The sequence below is a fragment of the Bradyrhizobium sp. SPXBL-04 genome, from assembly GCF_051853035.1.
Taxonomy (GTDB): Bacteria; Pseudomonadota; Alphaproteobacteria; order Rhizobiales; family Xanthobacteraceae; genus Bradyrhizobium; species Bradyrhizobium zhanjiangense.
In genome coordinates this window covers 6,780,522-6,799,364 of the sequence record NZ_CP182472.1, presented here as the reverse complement: position 1 = coordinate 6,799,364, position 18,843 = coordinate 6,780,522, and the positions used below count along the sequence as shown (strand labels likewise).

Annotated in this window: 8 protein-coding genes; 2 read left to right on the top strand and 6 right to left on the bottom strand. The window is 60.1% G+C overall.

The annotated features are described in order from the left end of the window. Positions 1 to 59 precede the first annotated feature (59 nt). Positions 60 to 836 carry an FkbM family methyltransferase gene (locus tag ACNJX8_RS32545; RefSeq protein ID WP_439358106.1) on the bottom strand — a complete coding sequence of 259 codons (777 nt, stop codon included), beginning with the start codon at positions 834 to 836 and terminating at the stop codon, positions 60 to 62. Between the two features lie 347 nt (positions 837 to 1,183). On the opposite strand from ACNJX8_RS32545, the gene ACNJX8_RS32540 reads away from it, so the two are divergent. After that, entirely contained in the window at positions 1,184 to 1,942 is a 759-nt protein-coding gene (locus ACNJX8_RS32540) for a class I SAM-dependent methyltransferase (protein ID WP_439358105.1), read from the top strand. 150 nt (positions 1,943 to 2,092) lie between these two features. On the opposite strand, the gene gmd is transcribed toward ACNJX8_RS32540, so the two are convergent. The 4 genes from gmd to ACNJX8_RS32520 form a co-directional block, all read right to left on the bottom strand. Next, positions 2,093 to 3,184 carry a GDP-mannose 4,6-dehydratase gene (gene gmd, locus ACNJX8_RS32535; protein WP_439358104.1) on the bottom strand — a complete coding sequence of 364 codons (1,092 nt, stop codon included), beginning with the start codon at positions 3,182 to 3,184 and terminating at the stop codon, positions 2,093 to 2,095. Between the two features lie 192 nt (positions 3,185 to 3,376). Further along, entirely contained in the window at positions 3,377 to 3,925 is a 549-nt protein-coding gene (locus ACNJX8_RS32530) for a transglutaminase-like cysteine peptidase (protein ID WP_439358103.1), read from the bottom strand. 201 nt (positions 3,926 to 4,126) lie between these two features. Then, complete coding sequence (locus tag ACNJX8_RS32525) at positions 4,127 to 14,695, bottom strand: Ig-like domain-containing protein (protein WP_439358102.1); 10,569 nt, start codon at positions 14,693 to 14,695, stop codon at positions 4,127 to 4,129. Positions 14,696 to 15,354: 659 nt separating this feature from the next. Next, a complete protein-coding gene (locus ACNJX8_RS32520; protein ID WP_091894168.1) occupies positions 15,355 to 15,588 on the bottom strand; it encodes a hypothetical protein in 234 nt (77 codons plus the stop codon). 827 nt (positions 15,589 to 16,415) lie between these two features. On the opposite strand from ACNJX8_RS32520, the gene ACNJX8_RS32515 reads away from it, so the two are divergent. Continuing rightward, complete coding sequence (locus tag ACNJX8_RS32515; protein ID WP_245508476.1) at positions 16,416 to 16,700, top strand: hypothetical protein; 285 nt, start codon at positions 16,416 to 16,418, stop codon at positions 16,698 to 16,700. Between the two features lie 51 nt (positions 16,701 to 16,751). Here the strand turns inward: ACNJX8_RS32515 and ACNJX8_RS32510 are convergent, their stop codons facing one another. Then, entirely contained in the window at positions 16,752 to 17,813 is a 1,062-nt protein-coding gene (locus ACNJX8_RS32510; protein WP_439358101.1) for a helix-turn-helix transcriptional regulator, read from the bottom strand. Between the last annotated feature and the right edge of the window lie 1,030 nt (positions 17,814 to 18,843).

Here is an 18,843-nt window from a genome sequence, read left to right as displayed (position 1 = left end):
TGCAGATAATATCCGCTCGATCAAAGCCGGCAGGTTGGCGTTATTCGGTGACCTCAGCCTTAGACGCGTTCGAACAAGATGTCGAAATAGGCGCCACCAGATGCACGCTTCGCAAACCGGTCCTCGCGTCTCACCTGAAAGCCAAAAGCTTTCAGATAGGAGCGTATTTGATCAGCGGTCGCACAATTCCGGTATGACTCGAAGTCCGCCGCTTCGGCCTTGATGAATTTGAATTGCCGCAAGATGTCTTGCGCACCCCGCAGAACCAGCAACTCCGAGCCCTGGGTGTCCAACACAAGGGCATCGTATTGCCCGGGATCGACCTGCCACATTTCAAGAGCCGTTTTCAACGTCGAAGAACGAATCGTTATGTCGCGGACGTAGCGCACATCCGGCCAAATGTCCTTGTGGTCATGCAAATCCAGAATGGACGATGACAGGCCATCATTGTTCGAGACATGGAAAGTATAGGGCTTGCCATCAGTATCGGCGATCAGCGCGTTGATTGCCCGCTGGTCAGGCAGCGAGCGGATGTTTTGTCGAAGCATTTCAAATTGCTCCGGCACAGGTTCTATCCACGCCACCTTGAGTTTGTGTCGGGCATAGAGGTCTCGTTCCTGGCCAGCATTTGCGCCGACATGAATCACGCCGGAACATAGTTCAAGATAGGAGTCGGGATCGCCGTAAAGGCGGCGGGAAATGTAGCGGCGCAATCGGCCGGCAAAGCGTAGCGGCGCTGTGAGCATAATGAGTTCGCCTGTGCTTGTCGCCTGAACAGCCCGCCCGGCAATTTGACCTCCACATGAAGGGAGGTCAACCCGCTCGATGCTAAGCACGCCAGTGTTCCGTTGGAAACAATGGCGGCAAAGCGGCGACGCATTCACGAAGTACGCGATGTTGCCCAGGTGCTTCAAAGTCGGTGAAAGATCAATTGAAGAGGGAGGAAGGCCTTTTCCGAAAGCACCCGAACGTTTTGCCGCGATAGAGCCGGCGTTATCGCAGCGCCCGAAGTTGAGAGTGCGATCCGCGAGCCGAGCTCGCGTACCACAAATGTGGCAGTGCGGAACTCGATCGCACAGGTCACATTTTTGCTGCGAACTCCAATGAGTGACGGGCTTGACGTTATGCGCTGGCATGGCGCAGCCTTGGTTGTCCGGCGGGTTGGGTGTCCGGAGGTGTCGATATGGAGAAGTCTATCGCTGAGCATTACGGTGCGCAGTTCTTCAAGGAGCAGTCAGGCGGGTCGTTCGAATCTGCGTCGGTGATCGTCCCGCTGGTGCTTCGACTTTTCAAAGTCAATTCGGTCGTTGACGTCGGCTGCGGTGTCGGCGCCTGGCTGCACGAATTCGCTACGAACGGTGTGAGCGATTATCTCGGAATTGACGGCGACTATGTGCCTCGTGATCAGCTCAGAATTCCGTCGGAAAGGTTCAGATCCATGGACCTTCGATCCATCACCGATATCGGCCGCAAATTCGATTTGGCGTGTTCGTTAGAGGTGGCCGAGCATTTGCCCGAGAGTAGCGCGAATGAGTTCGTTTCCGCGCTCGTGGCCGCTGCACCAATCGTGCTGTTCTCTGCTGCAGTCAAAGGGCAGGGCGGTAGAAACCACCTGAACGAGCAGTGGCCATCCTACTGGGCAGAACGTTTCAGCGGCCATGGTTACAGCGCCTTCGATTGCGTCCGACCGCAGATATATGACGACAGCCGAATTCGGCCCTGGTATCGACAGAACCTTCTCGTTTTTTGTCGCGGCGATCGTTGTCCCGAAGGTTATTCGTCGCTAACCAGCCCCTTCGACCTGGATCGCGTCCTGCCCGACTACTTTGAGTATAAGCTCCAGGAAGTCACCGAAGGCAAGAGTGCGGCGATAGCGGCAAGACATCTCCTCGGAAACCTTGGGGTCTTGGCAAGAGCAGCGAGACGTCGGTCCGGTCTCTAACGCCTCATTCCCCACTGCCGGTGGAAGATGCGGTTCGCTTGCTTAAAGAGGACACCGCGATGACGTCGCTTGGGCAAGAGCAGCCAACAGTAAGCGCCGCGAGAGCGCTTACTTGCTTCTCATCAATCGCGATGTCGACCCACCGACAGGCTATTCGTGTCGCGCGAAGTAGCGGAAGCCGTGCTGCTTGATCAGTTCGTCCCGCTTCGCGGATTCGAGATCCTCCTTCATCATCTCCCGAACTAGGCTCTCGAACGACGTTTTCGGCTCCCACCCGAGCTTCTGTTTCGCCTTGGCAGGATTACCGAGAAGCGTCTCGACTTCGGTCGGTCGGAAGTACCTGGGATCGACCGATACAACGCACTTTCCAGTTTTGGCATCGTATCCCTTTTCATCGATCCCCGCGCCTTCCCAGCGAATTCGCATTCCAATCTCGCTGGCCGCGACGTTGACGAAGTCCCTCACCGAGTGTTGTTTGCCGGTGGCGATGACGAAATCCTCTGCCTTCTCCTGCTGCAACATCAACCATTGCATCTCAACATAATCGCGGGCATGTCCCCAGTCGCGCAGCGCGTCGAGATTACCGAGATACAAACGTTCCTGCAGGCCCAAATGGATCCGCGCCAGGGCGCGCGTGATTTTTCGGGTGACAAAGGTCTCGCCGCGGACGGGAGACTCGTGATTGAACAGGATGCCATTGCAGGCATACATGCCGTACGCTTCACGATAGTTCACGGTGATCCAATACGCGTAGAGCTTGGCGACCGCGTAAGGGGAACGCGGGTAGAAGGGCGTCGTCTCCTTTTGCGGGATCTCCTGCACGAGGCCATAGAGTTCGGACGTCGAGGCTTGGTAGAAACGCGTCTTCTTCTCCAGGCCAACGATCCGGATTGCCTCTAAAATCCGAAGCGCGCCCAGCGCGTCTGAATTTGCGGTGTATTCCGGTTCCTCAAACGAAACGGCAACATGGCTTTGGGCAGCGAGATTATAGATCTCATTAGGCTGCACCTGCCCGACGATCCGGATCAGGCTCGACGAGTCCGTGAGGTCGCCGTAGTGCAACCGGAACGGCGGGTCCGGCTCATGCGGGTCAAGGTAAAGGTGATCGATTCGATCGGTATTGAAGAGGGAGGTCCGGCGCTTGATGCCGTGGACCTCGTATCCCTTCTGTAGAAGAAGTTCGGCCAAATAAGCGCCGTCCTGGCCGGTGACGCCGGTAATAAGTGCTCGTTTCTTTGTCATATCAGTCCCAAAATGGAAATTTGTGCTTACACGAAATGGACTCGGTTAGGGAGAGTGAAACCAAACGAAAATCAAGCTTAGATTAACGGCAGCTTGGCTGCAGCGGGTGCGCCAAAAGTCCTCCCAGAGAAAGGGTGGATCGGATTGATGACGGCTTTCAGGCTCGGCCCCGGTAGTCGGCCAGGAGCCCAGCTAGAAGGCGGTGACGTCCCGCGTCCACCGTTGTGGATCACCAGACTCCGCGCGCACGATAACGTACCGATCCAGCGCATCGACTAGCGGCGTCACGACCGGGCTCAGATTATCGAGGACAAGGACCGCTCTTCCCTCACGCACAAGCAGTACGAGGTGGTGCTCTCCGGTTGCTCGGATGATGACCTCGGCGAGGAGGACTGATGAGCTGGGCCAGCCGGATCGCAGCAGCAGATGGCGCTTGGTGACGGCATAGTCGCCGCAATTGCCTTCGTAAGGGAATATCTGCCATTCCGCGTCATTTCGACTTGCGGGCGGATCCTTTGGAGCTATGCCGAAATTCACCGTCGAGTTGACCTGGGCGAGTTCTCGCCAACGTTGAATGGAGGAGCGGAAATCTCGAATCCTGCGGTCATCGTGGCGCTGGCAGTCCTCGGGATATTGAATGCAGAATTGAGAGAATGAAAACGGAGGTGCCACCGCTTGAGATTCGTAGTGTGAATAGGCCGGCTGGCTGCAAACGCAATACATTATGGCCAGCATGCGCATAGCATGTCTGATCATCGAAAGTTCGCCTGACATTCCTGATTGCTAGTCGAATTATATTGCGATGCAATGGAAGCGCTATGACAATTGTGAGGCAGTCGATGCACAATCGCGAAGCAGTGCGTGCATTTGAGCTTGACCGACTAACGACAGCCGTAGCTCATCGGGACGCCCTCGATTTCCGAGGAGCAAAGAATTGCGCCGTTAGATCTGGAAGAGAAAGTCCTGATTGGTCAAAGTATTCGCCGTGACGCTGGTCAAAACAATTTCCATATCCGCCGACCCTTGGTTCTGTGCAGCGCCCGAGCTGTTGACGTAGACAATCGTATTCGCGCCGCTCTGAATCCACGCGATACTATGCGCCGCAACTTGGGCGCTCCCGCTTAGCAGGCCCTGGACGCTCGTCACTCCCGCGATCGCCGAGGTGTCGATGAGGTCCGCACCATGAACGAAATCACTGATCGTATCATGGCTTGCTACCGTGGAGTCGGAAACCGCGGCGAAGACGAATTGGTCGCTTCCCGCTCCTCCTATCAACGTGTCGGCGCCTTCGCGCCCCTGGATCACGTCATTTCCTGCTTGCCCATCCAATGTGTTGTTGCCGGCATCGCCGAAAATGAAGTCAGCGAAGGCTGAACCACGGACGGCATTCACGCCGGTGAGCGCATCTGTCCCGACACCTGCGGCATCACCAGAGACCGTCCCGTGGGAGCTGCCTGCGGCGAGATCGACGGTCACCCCATCCAGGGCATTGTAGAATGCAATGCGGGTATTGCCGTTGCCGGTGATGGTGTCATTGCCGGCCATCCCCTCAAACTCGTTGAAAGTACCGAAATCGCCGACATTCGGCCCGGAGACGCCGAAATTGGTCGCGACATAAGTGTCGGCCAAGGCGGTCCCGCGGATCGCTTCGACCGATCGAAGGGTGTCCGTTCCGATAGTAGCGTCGCCGCTCACCACGCCCGAAGCCAGATCGACTTGAATACCTGAAGCCGAGCCATCGTTGTTGTAGAACGCTCGGTCAAAGCCAGCTTTACCGTCGATGAAGTCATTGCCGGCGCGACCCGCAAAATCTTCCGCGGTGCCATTAGGATTGTTAGAGCCGGTGATGGTATCGGCAAATGACGACCCCGACACCGAGCCAACGCCTGAGAACGTGTCGGTGCCTACGGACCCATCGCCGGTCACGGTCCCCGACGCGCCGCTGGTGGTGCTGGTCCAGCTATTAAGGCCGAAAGTGATCGTCACCGGACCGGTCGCATTGGTGTAGACCAGACGCGTGTTGCCGTTGCCGGTGATCGAATCGTCACCACCAAGTCCCTCGAACTGGTTGAAGGTGCCGTTGTTGCCGACGTTAAGAGCGCCTGCGAGGCCGTATCCCGTTGCCACGTAGGTATCGGCAAGGATGGTTCCCTGGATAGCTTCGATCGAGCGCAGCGTGTCCACGCCGATCGAGGAATCGCCCGTAGCCGTGCCGGTCGCCATGTCAATGGTGACACTGCCGGTCGAAAGGTAGATGTTGTGATAGCTGGCGGTATCAAAGCCGCCGCGACCGTCAATCGTGTCGTTGCCGCCAAGTCCGGTAAATGTCTCGTTGGTGCTGCTTCCCGACAGGGAATCGATGAACATCGTGCCCATGATGGCATTGACGCCGGTAAACGTATCGCTTCCGACCGAAGAGTCCCCGGTAGCCGTGCCGGCTGCTATGTCCACCACAACGCCCGCGGTCGCATTATTGAATCCGATGCGCGTGTTGCCGTTGCCGATGATGATGTCGTTGCCGCCCTCGCCGGTGAACTCGTTGAAGGTCCCCAATGATCCGGAGTTCGTGCTGGTGTTGCCAAACCCGGAGGCGTTGTAGGTATCGGCAAAATTGGTGCCGCGGACAGCTTCGATCGACACCAGTGTATCATTACCAACCGTGGCATCTCCCGTCAGGGTGCCGGCCGCGAGATTGACAGTGATGCCTGACGTGGTGGTCGGATCGTTATTGTAGTCGACACGGTCGAAGCCGCCGCGGCCGTCGATCACATCGTTGCCAGCAAAGCCTGCAAAGACCTCGATCGTGCCGAATCCATTGTTGCTTCCGAAAAGGGTATCGGCGAACGCAGAGCCCCAGACTGCAATAATGCCGGAGCCGACAAACGTGTCGTGACCAACGGATCCATCTCCATCCGCCGTACCACCTGCGATATCGACAGTCACACCCGCGGTGGCGCTCACATAAGAAACCCGCGTCAGAGCCGCGCCCAAAGGGTTCACGGCACTTAGAATGGTGTCATTGCCGCCCCGACCCTCGAACTCGTTAAACCCGACCGGTGTGCCGGGAATACCGGTGGCTCCCGCGAAGCCGGTCGCATTGAATGTGTCCGCGAAATCGCTGCCAACTGCGCCTTCAATCGCGACGAGCGTGTCGCTGCCCACCGCTGGACCGGATGCCGTGCCCGCTGCAAGGTTGACCAAGATCCCGCCCGTGGCATCGGTGTAGACAGCGCGGTCGAAATCGGCCCCGCCATCGAGCAGATCGTTGCCACCGAATCCCTGAAGCCGATCATTTCCTGCAAGCCCGTAAATTGCATCCGCTTGGCTCGTTCCGAGCAGCACATCCGAGCCCGAAGTGCCGTTGGTGGCGTTCGGAAAGATGAAGTCGCTTTGCTGGAGGCTCGTGACACCAATCAGTGTCAGAGTATTTCCGCTCCCGAAATTGATGATGGTATTGCCAGCACTCAACGTCGATTTCGATTGAACGTCTGCGAACGTGAAGATGCCGGACAAACCTGTCAGATCAATGGTGTCGCCCTGGCTGCGGTCAAAGTCCGTGATGGTGTCTGCTCCGCCGCCATCGGCATAGACAAAAGTGTCAGAGCCGTTCCCGCCAGTCAGGGTATCGGCACCGCCACGGCCATCGATCCGGTCGTTGCCATCCCGGCCGTCGAGGGTATTGGCATTGTCATCTCCGAGGATGACGTCGGCAAACGACGAACCACGGACGGCATTCACGCCGGTGAACGTGTCTGTCCCGGTGCCTGCGACGTCACCAGAGGCCGTCCCGTGGGAGCTGCCTGCGGCGAGATCGACGGTCACCCCGTCCAGGGCATTATAGAATGCAATGCGGGTATTGCCGTTGCCCGTGATGGTGTCATTGCCGGCCATCCCCTCAAATTCGTTGAAAGTACCGAAATCGCCGAGATTCGGCCCGGAGGCGCCGAAATTGGTTGCGACATAAGTGTCGGCGAAGGCGGTCCCACGGATCGCTTCGACCGATCGAAGGGTGTCCGTTCCGATAGCAGCGTCGCCGGTCACCACGCCCGAAGCCAGATCGACTTGAATACCTGAAGCCGTGCCGTCGTTGTTGTAGAAAGCTCTGTCGAATCCACCCTTGCCGTCGATGAAGTCATTGCCGGCGCGCCCCGAAAAGTCTTCGGAGGTGTTGTTCGGATTGTTCGAGCCGGTGATGGTGTCGGCAAATGACGATCCCGATACCGAGCCGACACCGGAGAAGGTGTCGGTGCCTACGGACCCATCGCCGGTTACGGTCCCCGACGCGCCGCTGGTGGTGCTGGTCCAGCCATTGAGACTGAAAGTGATTGTCACGGGACCGGTCGCATTGGCGTAGATCAGACGCGTATTGCCGTTACCGGTGATGATGTCGTTACCGCCCATTCCCTCAAATTGATTGAAGGTGCCATTGTTGCCGACGTTGGCATAGGGGAGGCCGGTAGCGGGATCGATAGCTGCCGTGACGCCGAAATTGATCGCGTCATAGGTGTCGATAAAGTTAGTGCCCTGAATGGCTTCGATTGAACGCAAGGTGTCGGTGCCGCTCGAGGCATCGCCTGTCACCGTTCCAGCTGCAAGGTGAACGCTGATCCCACCCGTCGTGAAGGTGAGGTTGGCATATTGCGCCGTGTCGAAGCCGCCTTTTCCGTCGATAAAATCATCGCCGGCAAGGCCCATGAAGTTCTCGTTGGCGCCGCTGCCCGAAAAGGTGTCGGCAAACATCGAGCCCATGACGGCGTTGACGCCGGTGAATGTATCGGTCCCCACCGAGGCATCGCCGATCGCGGTGCCCGCAAGGAAATCGACCGTCACGCCGGCGCTTGATTGTGTATATTGGATACGGGTGTTGCCATTGCCGATGATGGTATCGTTGCCGCTCATGCCTTCAAAATTATTGAAGGTGCCGCTTGATCCAGCATTGGTGCTGGTGCCGCTAAAACCGGTGGCATCGTAAGTATCAGCGAAGTTGGTGCCGCGGACGGCTTCCACTGACCGCAGCGTGTCGGTTCCGATCGTAGCATCGCCAGTGACGGTTCCGCTTGCAAGATTGACCGTTATGCCCGTGGCTGTAGCGACGTCGTTGTTGTAGATGGCGAAATCGTAGCCGCCGCGACCATCGATCAGATCGTTGCCGGCACGACCGTCATATTGCTCGAAAGTGCCATTCGGATTGTCACTGCCTCGCAGCGTGTCTCCAAATGCCGACCCAATGACCGAGTTGACGTTGGTGAAGGTGTCGTTGCCGACTGATGCATCGCCGTTCGCCGTTCCCGCGGCTAGATCAACGACGACTGCCGCTGTCGCACTGACATAGGAAATGCGAGTCAGACTCTCGCCGGAGGGATTGACCGTGCCGGCGATGATGTCATCTCCCCCCATGCCTTCGAAACTGTTGAAGCCAATTGGCGTACCAGGGACCCCGGAATTGCCGCTGAAGCCGACCGCCGAGTAATGGTCGGCAAAGTTGCTGCCCTGGATGGCTTCGATACCGATCAACGTATCGGTGCCGACACCTGGACCCGTCACGGTTCCTGCCGTCAGATCGGCCGTGATGCCCCCGGTCGCGTCGACATAGACCGCTCGATCAACACCCGACAAGCCGTTGAATATGTCATTACCGCCAAAGCCCTGGAATACATCGTTCCCGGCAGTCCCGGTCAGGGTGTTGTCGCCAGCGTCGCCGAGAATGGCGCCGGGCACGCCGACAAAATAGACCACCGCACCGCTGGTCGCGGTGTTGCCGGCCGCATCGCTCACCCGTGCCGTCAGCGAGTTCGGGCCGTTGTTGAGCGTGACCGTGCTGCTCCAGCTGCCGTTGCCCTGCACGATGGCGGTGCCGATTGTGGTGGTGCCGTCCAGGATGGTGACGGTGGCGCCGGCATCGGCGACGTCCACCGTGCCGGTGATGGTCTGGCTGGCTTGGTTGACCGGCCCGCCCGCGCTGGTGATCGTGACGGTGGGCGCCGTGGTGTCGAGGGTGAAGCTCAGCGCAGCAGTCGTCGAATTGTTGCCGGCGGCATCGCTGAACTGCGCCGTGACCTGCTTGGCGCCATCGGCGCCGAGATCGCCGGCAGTCACCGTCAGGCTGACGCTGCCGGCGGTGACGTCGGCAGCCGTGATCACATGCGTGACCGGGCGTGCCAGCGGCGAGCCGCCCAGCAACAGCTGCACTGTATCGCCGATGGCCGCCGTCGGGCTCAGCGCCACCGTGAAGCTCGGCGAGGTCGCCGAAGTGATGTTGTCCGTGCCCGAGCTGCCGCTGTCCGAGCCCGCCGTCAGATCTGGCGTGCCGCCGCCCGGGGCCGTCGTGTCCAGCGTGAAGCCCAGCGAGGCCGACCCGGTGTTGCCGAAGGAGTCGGTCTGGCTCGCCACGATGGTGTGTGGTCCATCGGCCAGCCCGCTCGGCGTAAACGACCATGCGCCTTGCCCATCGGCGGTGACCGTGGTGGTGCTGAGAACGCCATCGATCGTCAGATGCACCACCGTGTTGGCGAGGCCGGTGCCGTTCAGCGCCGGGTTGGCGGTGACGTGGTCGGTGGCCGAAGTGCCGGTGTCGGCGACCAGGGCCTCGGTCACGGTCGGGCCGGTGGTGCTGAGCGTATAGACCACCGCGCTGCTGGTCGCGGTGTTGCCGGCCGCATCACTCACCCGCGCCGTCAGCGAGTTTTGGCCGTTGTTGAGCGTGACCGTGCTGCTCCAGCTGCCGTTGGCCTGCACGATGGCGGTGCCGATTGCGGTGGTGCCGTCCAGGATGGTGACGGTGGCGCCGGCATCGGCGACGTCCACCGTGCCGGTGATGGTCTGGCTGGCCTGGTTCACCGGTCCGCCCGCACTGGTGATCGCGACGGCGGGGGCCGTGGTGTCGAGCGAGAAGCTCAGCGAGGCACTGCCGGTGTTGCCGAAGCTGTCGGTCTGGCTCGCCACGATGGTGTGCGGTCCGTCGGCCAGCCCGCTCGGTGTAAACGACCAGGCACCTTGCGCATCGGCGGTCACCGTCGCCGCGATCGGGCTGCCGTCGATGGTGAAGTGCACCGCCGTGTTGGCGAGGCCGGTGCCGTTCAGCGCCGGGTTGGCGGTGACGTGGTCGGTGGCCGAAGTGCCGGTGTCGGCGACCAGGGCCTCAGTCACCGTCGGGCCGGTGGTGCTGAGCGTGTAGACCACCGCGCTGCTGGTCGCGGTGTTGCCGGCCGCATCGCTCACCCGTGCCGTCAGCGAGTTTTGGCCGTTGTTGAGCGTGACCGTGCTGCTCCAGCTGCCGTTGCCCAGCACGGTGGCGGTGCCGATCGCGGTGGTGCCGTCCAGGATGGTGACGGTGGCGCCGGCATCGGCGACGTCCACCGTGCCGGTGATGGTCTGGCTGGACTGGTTCACCGGTCCGCCCGCACTGGTGATCGCGACGGCGGGGGCCGTGGTGTCCTGGGTGAAGCTCAGCGACGCAGTCGTCGAACTGTTGCCGGCGGCATCGCTGAACTGTGCCGTCACCTGCTTGGCGCCATCGGCGCCGAGATCGCCGGCAGTCACCGTCAAGCTGACGCTGCCGGCGGTCACGTCGGCGGCCGTGATCACATGCGTGACCGGGTGTGCCAGCGGCGAGCCGCCCAGCAACAGCTGCACCGTATCGCCGATGGCCGCCGTCGGGTTCAGCGCCACCGTGAAGCTCGGCGAGGTCGCCGAGGTGATGTTGTCCGTGCCCGAGCTGCCGCTGTCCGAGCCCGCCGTCAGGTCTGGCGTGCCGCCGCCCGGGGCCGTCGTGTCCAGCGTGAAGCCCAGCGAGGCCGACCCGGTGTTGCCGAAGCTGTCGGTCTGGCTCGCCACGATGGTGTGTGGTCCATCGGCCAGCCCGCTCGGCGTAAACGACCAGGCGCCTTGCGCATCGGCGGTCACCGTTGCGGCGATCGGGCTGCCGTCGATGGTGAAGTGCACCACGGTGTTGGCGAGACCGGTGCCGCTCACGGCCGGGTTTGCGGTGACATGATCAGTCGCCGAGGTGCCGGTGTCGGCGACCAGGGCTTCGGTCACCGTCGGGCCGGTGGTGCTGAGCGTATAGACCACCGCGCTGCTGGTCGCGGTGTTGCCGGCCGCATCACTCACCCGTGCCGTCAGCGAGTTCGGCCCGTTGTTGAGCGTGACCGTGCTGCTCCAGCTGCCGTTGCCCAGCACGGTGGCGGTGCCGATTGTGGTGGTGCCGTCCAGGATGGTGACGGTCGCGCCGGCATCGGCCACGCCCACCGTGCCGGTGATGGTCTGGCTGGCCTGGTTGACCGGCCCGCCCGCGCTGGTGATCGCGACGGTGGGCGCCGTGGTGTCGAGCGTGAAGCTCAGCGATGCACTGCCGGTGTTGCCGAAGCTGTCGGTCTGGCTCGCCACGATGGTGTGTAATCCGTCAGCCAGCCCGCTCGGCGTAAACGACCATGCGCCTTGCGCATCGGCGGTCGCCGTGGCGGTGCTGAGAACGCCATCGATCGTCAGATGCACCACCGTGTTGGCGAGACCGGTGCCGCTCAGCGCCGGGTTGGCGGTGACATGATCAGTCGCCGAAGTGCCGGTGTCGGCGACCAGGGCCTCGGTCACGGTCGGGCCGGTGGTGCTGAGCGTGTAGACCACCGCGCTGCTGGTCGCGGTGTTGCCGGCCGCATCACTCACCCGCGCCGTCAGCGAGTTTTGGCCGTTGTTGAGCGTGACCGTGCTGCTCCAGCTGCCGTTGCCCTGCACGATGGCGGTGCCGATCGCGGTGGTGCCGTCCAAGATGGTGACAGTGGCGCCGGCATCGGCGACGTCCACCGTGCCGGTGATGGTCTGGCTGGCCTGGTTCACCGGTCCGCCCGAACTGGTGATCGCGACGGCGGGGGCCGTGGTGTCGAGCGTGAAGCTCAGCGATGCACTGCCGGTGTTGCCGAAGCTGTCGGTCTGGCTCGCCACGATGGTGTGCGGTCCGTCGCCCAGCCCGCTCGGTGTAAACGACCAGGCACCTTGCGCATCGGCGGTCACCGTCGCCGCGATCGGGCTGCCGTCGATGGTGAAGTGCACCGCCGTGTTGGCGAGGCCGGTGCCGCTCAGCGCTGGGTTGGCGGTGACATGATCAGTCGCCGAGGTGCCGGTGTCGGCGACCAGGGCCTCGGTCACCGTCGGGCCGGTGGTGCTGAGCGTGTAGACCACCGCGCTGCTGGTCGCGGTGTTGCCGGCCGCATCGCTCACCCGTGCCGTCAGCGAGTTCAGGCCGTTGTTGAGCGTGACCGTGGTGCTCCAGCTGCCGTTGCCCTGCACGGTGGCGGTGCCAATCGCGGTGGTGCCGTCCAGGATGGTGACGGTGGCGCCGGCATCGGCGATGCCGACCGTGCCGGTGATGGTTTGGCTGGCCTGGTTGACCGGCCCGCCCGCACTGGTGATCGCGACGGCGGGGGCCGTGGTGTCGAGCGAGAAGCTCAGCGAGGCCGACCCGGTGTTGCCGAAGCTGTCGGACTGGCTCGCCACGATGGTGTGTGGTCCATCGGCCAGCCCGCTTGGTGTAAACGACCAGGCACCTTGCGCATCGGCGGTCACCGTGGCGGTGCTGAGAACGCCATCGATCGTCAGATGCACCACCGTGTTGGCGAGGCCGGTGCCGCTCAGTGCCGGGTTGGCGGTGACGTGATCAGTGACTGAAGTGCCGGTGTCGGCGACCAGGGCCTCGGTCACCGTTGGGCCGGTGGTGCTGAGCGTGTAGACCACCGCGCTGCTGGTCGCGGTGTTGCCGGCCGCATCGCTCACCCGCGCGGTCAGCGAGTTCGGGCCGTTGTTGAGCGTGACCGTGCTGCTCCAGCTGCCGTTGCCCTGCACGGTGGCGGTGCCGATTGCGGTGGTGCCGTCCAGGACGGTGACGGTGGCGCCGGCATCGGCCACGCCCACCGTGCCGGTGATGGTCTGGCTCGCCTGGTTCACCGGTCCGCCCGCGCTGGTGATGGCGACGGTGGGCGCCGTCGTGTCGAGGGTGAAAACAACGGGCACGCTTGTGCTAACGTTGGCGCTAGCGTCCAAAGCGACGATGCTGTGGTCGCCATCTCCTGCCAGAGTGACTGCCGTGCTCCAAACACCGCCGGAGCCAACGGTCACCTTTCCAATTTGTGTGGTGACACCATTGTACGTATCGTACAGCGTCACTGTCGTTCCAACGAGGGACGCGTCGACAGTTCCGCTGATCGTTTGGCCTCCTTGATTGGTTGGGCCACCTGCATTGGCGATAGTTACAGGCGCCAACGAAACCAAGGCGATAACTTGCGTTGTATCCAAAGTGGGGACGAGCGGTTTCGATGCGGACGCAGAACCTCCCGTGATGGAGGCGAGGGGCGCAAAAGTTGGAGTGATCGAGCCGCCACCAGCTTGGCCCTTGACGTCGTCCGCAACAACGGTAGTCGGAGCCTCGGTGGGTGATGGTGGCGGGCTCCCAGCGAACTTCTGCAGTGATTTTGTATCGACGTCTCCTCGCTTGCCGTCGCTAGGTGCCGGAGTGTCTGGAGCGATCTGTTTCCCGATATCGTAGGTCGTTAACACCTGCTGAAAGGCGTTGAATTCCTGCGCAACCTGGCCTGGGCTCTTACTGACGGCTTGGGTGATCACCTCGAAATTCGCGGTTGGCGTGATGGTCATCGATGGGCCGTCGCTGGTAACTATCCCGATTGGATCCCCCGCGGTACAAACACCTTGAAGCAAGTTCGTTGGGACGCATTTGAAGACCTGTACGGAATGAACCTGACCGTCTTGCTGATCAGCAACGGAAACCGAGACCTGTCCATCCACTGCATCGACGTTAAGAAGGACGGCTGTACCGCGAATTCCGATCACGGCGGTAGGCGTTGCGACCTGCATGTCACCCGTTTTGGCAACCTGGCCGGCGACGAAACTGGCGGCGCCCTGGACGAGAGTGAACAGCGAATGGTTCGCGCCACTCGTCAGACTGACTAAGGTACCGCTCGCACTACTCTGCCCCTCATACCCCAATTCGTTCAACATGAAGCGAGCGTTGGCACTCAGGTTGAACGTTGAGCCGTCGATCAGAACGAGGCCGAGGGTAGAGCTGCTTCCAGTCTGCACGATATCGTTCTGATAGACGACGTCCCCGTTATTCGCCTCGATAGTAACGCCGTTGCGAACGATGCTCGCGCTGCCCGTTATGGTGGCGACATGGCCAATCACCTTTCCAGCGGCAGCATTTCCTCCGGCTTGAGCAAAGGTTTGGTAGCCGGTGAGAGCTTCAACGACTCTTGCATCGAGCAGTGCGCCGTCCGCAGAGCTGAGCGGCGAACGCTTCTCACCGAGAAAGTAATTGGGGATCGTGATCCGATGGTTGGGATCGGAAATGATGAGATCATGGCCCGAACGTGCATATTCACCCGAGAACAAGAGATGCGCGTCAGGAATGATGAGCGCGTTGGCTGGGTGAGGTTCAGGGAAGCTGAAGGACTCCGAAACGACCTCAGATCCGGCAACATCGAGCTTTTGGTTTAATGGGGTATTCAAATAGTGCCCCACTCAGAAATTGAAATTAATTAATTTTGTGTTAATAACACATCGTAAATTAACTGCAAACAGATTGTGCGGTCGGCGTCGGAATCTGTTTGAAGCCCATGATCGTTCGACCCCGGAATCAAACGAGAGCGTTGGCACCCGTGCGGAAGGTCCAACTCACATGGTACGATCAAGAGCGTTTCGTCGCCTTGACCTGATCGAGGTGCGGCGTCAGTTGGTGCGCGCGCGCAACCGACATTCCAGTAACCGCGTTATCGTAAGGCGCATCAACGGCCTGCTATGCCGGATTTACCACTTGGATGGCATCGCCCCCAGCCAAAGTGAGCGAATTCGCAAGGCTGTTCAAATTGCGCTCCGAGGCACATCCGAAGGTTAGTTGACCTAAGTCCCGATCAGAGAGGTAACCGCTGCCAAGCTTGTCCTTCAGCTTAGTGCAAGCAGCAGCAGGCCCAGAGCATCGGCGCGCGCATCACCGATGCAATGACCAAAAAATACCGGCTTTGGCACCGGACCCGATTCCGGCCATGCTGACGTAGAGTTGCGGACCGCAGCCGCTTGCGCAGATTCGTGCATTCGTCGCTGCCCGGATCTCTGTGCATCCTCACTTGCGGGGCAGTTGCACAGCGGATCTCGGTTGACCGATGTTAGCTCTATTCTGCGGCGTTGAAGCTGGGCTGGCGATTGCATGCCTGATTGGCAACGTTAGCCTCGATGGCCATCTGAAGCGACGAGGCAGACAGCAGTGCCATAGCCGATCGTTCTTCGGTCAGGCGCCTCTCAATGTACTGCCGTTCAACTTCGGTCAGCGTCGTTTCGAGCAGGCGCACATACCGATCTATGTTCTTCTGATATGTGCGCAAACGGACAATCTTCTCGTCCATCATCTTCCATCCGGGCGGGAATGAGTACGATATTTGAAAATAGCTCTTGAAGAAGTTTTTTTAAATATTTTATATCAATGCGTCGTATTTAAAATGGCAGATAAATCTGTGCGGGTCAAGAAGGGGGTATCTTCGATGAAATCGATCATGCTCACAGTCATAATTCTGTTCGCTATTTCGACCGTCGCGCCGCTCTATCCGTCTCCAGCACTGGCCCAGCAAAACACACCCGACAAAGCCAAGGGCGCTAAGAAGGGATGCAGGCCGGGGGCAAAATACGCTTGCTACTAAGCGAGGTCACTATTGCCGTTGGTTCGCGAGTCCGCAAAAGTCGTCGACGAGGAAATCCTTGTTGGACCGCGCCTGTTGATGAAATGGCAAGCCAGCGTCTTCGGCGCTTCGACCAAGAAGCCGTAGCCTGGATTCGAGTAAACCCGGAATTTGGTGCGGGCATCAGCGATGCAAGATTCTCTCTCAATCAAAGAGCAATTTACTGTTGGCGCTCGCATCGAGGTAAGACCATCTGCCGGGCCACGGTTGTCTGGCAGAACTGGGACTTTGATTGGTGCTGGATATCATCCCAAAAGCCTCCGTATCATATTGGACGGTTCAAAAACACCGATCACTCTTCACTTTGCATACGTTGCAATCGCAAGTGAATGATTCTGGACAATGCTACGGCAGCTTAGAGTGACGCGTTCATCAACAGGCGGCCTATACAGGCCCCGACTTGTTGATCGTTCGGGCCAAGGATTGACGCAGAGAGAGCCACGCCGACCACACAACTTTAAATAAGATTGAGGGTATCATCCGTGGGGAGAGAAGGCCTATTGATCGCCGCACCGATAGCGTCAAAGATCAAAAGTGGGCTAGAGGCAGAGCCGAGGGAACGGCTGATGCCAAGAACTCTTCGAGAGCAACTTGATCAAGTTGAGTGCGATATCAAACTGTACATGGAATTTGATAAGGCAGAAAAAGACCGATTCAATCGCGAGTCTTACTTGTGGACCGCGGAGGATCGCATCGAATGGCAGGAGATGCAATCCGACAATGCTCAGCGACTCCGAGAACTCTTTGAAGAGCGTGACGCATTGCGCAGCCAGTTGGACCTGTAGCGACCTGTGAGGACGCCGAAGAGTCTTGCAGCGTTGATAGTAACGTCCCGCTCATGCCAGTTGAGAAACGAGAGTGACCAGCTCCGACTGGCGGTGCGCTCCCGTCTTCGAGAAGATCGCTTTCAGGTGATTGCGAGCCGTTTCGCGCGAAATGCCGAGGTGTTCGGAGGCGCTGTCGATCGATGCGCCAGTTGCAAGCAGCGCGGCCAATCGAGCTTCGGCTCGTGTGAGGTCGAAGGCTTGGCCGATGAGCGCCGGGTCTGGCGCAGCGCGCGGGACGAGGTTGGATAGGATCAGCACGGCGCGCGCTCCGAGGAAGACGGAACGCGCGGCGCCGTCCACTGGCAGTATGCGTAAGACAACCGGTGGCTTTGTCGTCCGACGAATGAGGATCGGAGAGGCGGGGATAGCGATGGCGTCAGGCGTAGACCGGATCAAGCTGATCAGCTGATCGAGTTTCGTCATCGCCTGCTTGTCGCGCAGAACGAGACGCCGCTCCCTGATGCGGATCTCATCGTCAAAGCCACAGTCGGCCACCTCGTTCGTGCGCAGGACCATTCCCTCTCGGTTGAGGACCAATGCAGGTTGACGAACACGGCTGAGGACGTCGGTCATCGACGTCAGCGCGACCCTGCCGACGGCGGTCGCGAGCGTGGCCGTCTCGGTGAGGCGCGGCGCCAATTGCGCGAGCAATTGCTTGTCGCGGGTCTCGAACATGCCCTCGCGGCCCGTTCGCTGGATCGTCAATGCCCATGCTGCGGTGTCGGCCCAGAAGCCTATGCCGGCGAACCAACGGTATCCGAACGGAAATAGCACCTCGTTGTACATGGGATCGGAGCGAATCTGCTCCAGGGTCATCACGTCGAGGTCGGTCACGACCTCGCCCGCCATCATGCGCGGAAACCCCCTGGCGCGGGGATCCTTCAGATGCCAGTTGTTCCTGAAGTAGAATTGGGTCCCTTCGTCGATCGATTCGGTGCGTGGGACGTCCGGGGTCCTGATGTCGCTCTGAAGCAGGAGTGCCGCTGACGCCCCGACCGCCTTGCAAATGTCATCCATGATGTCGCGCCACGCATCTGGATTCACGGCGGCTTCGCCGAGCCGATCGATCACCTTCGACAATTCCTGATTGTCTATCTTATTGGTCCTCAAGAGCGGCCCCCTCCGCTGTGCCCAAGGCATTCGTTGCAGCCGGCAAGCTTCGTTGCATGCCGTGCAGAAGGTCCACAACCGACCCTGGGCCCCCTCCGAACGCGCTTCCCTGGTCCAGGATGCTTCGTGAGGCGGCAGCTCGAAGCAAGCCCTGTTGCCTGCTTTTCCTGAAGAATCGCGGTCGACGAAAGTCTAATGAGATCGCCGCCGTGAGGCGGCGCCAGCAAGCTCTCAATGACCCATTCGGGTCATGCGTCGAGACGTGCCAGCGCTATTCCATTGGGGAGGAATAGCCTTTGATCCAGGAATTAAGGCCTTGAGCCAGTTTGTTGCAGGTTTTCGGTTTCCGCTCATGCTCTGTTTCTGTGGGGACGCCTCGGCGCGTCAGAGTGTCGCAGTGCGGTCTGCAGCACGCGACGCGGCCCGGGGGCCGGCGCTATCAACGGTAGCAATTCGTTTTATCAGCAGCTTGGGCGATCTGGTCCGATCGCGACAGGTGGAGAGCGCGCACATTTCATTTCGGTGCGGATTGCGCCGTGGCCCCGCGATGCGTCGATCCTCTGGCTCGGTGAGATGGCCGGCCGTCGCAAATCGGAAGCGCATAATTTCGCAGCTGCACCGTTCGGTTCGCGTCCTGCTTAAGGTTAGCAGCTGTGCTGTCTTGACGCTGTCGCGCAACAATGGAAACAATTTGCAATTGTCAAAAACCTTTTGACGGTCCGCGGTACGACTTCGACGTTCGACGCTGCATCACGATGCCTCGTCGAGCGGTACTTCAGTAGAACAATAACAAGACCAGTTCATTTCCAACTCGCGCTGTTGGGCTGACGGCGAACTTGAAAAATCAAAGAGGTTACGAAAGGGGCTCACCATGAGGGACCGCACGACGTTACGCGTCGCGTCCATATCGCGTTCCACCATCGACGATTGAAGATTTCTCCATCCGCATAACGCAAGCCGCTTCCGCGCGCTCGCGAGCAATGCCTGTTGC

What these genes read in the sequence shown, in the direction of transcription:
- ACNJX8_RS32540 (WP_439358105.1), top strand. Translation starts at nt 1,184, where the DNA reads ATGGAGAAGTCTATCGCTGAGCATTACGGTGCGCAGTTCTTCAAGGAG.
- gmd (WP_439358104.1), bottom strand. Translation starts at nt 3,184, where the DNA reads ATGACAAAGAAACGAGCACTTATTACCGGCGTCACCGGCCAGGACGGC.
- ACNJX8_RS32530 (WP_439358103.1), bottom strand. Translation starts at nt 3,925, where the DNA reads ATGCGCATGCTGGCCATAATGTATTGCGTTTGCAGCCAGCCGGCCTAT.
- ACNJX8_RS32520 (WP_091894168.1), bottom strand. Translation starts at nt 15,588, where the DNA reads ATGATGGACGAGAAGATTGTCCGTTTGCGCACATATCAGAAGAACATA.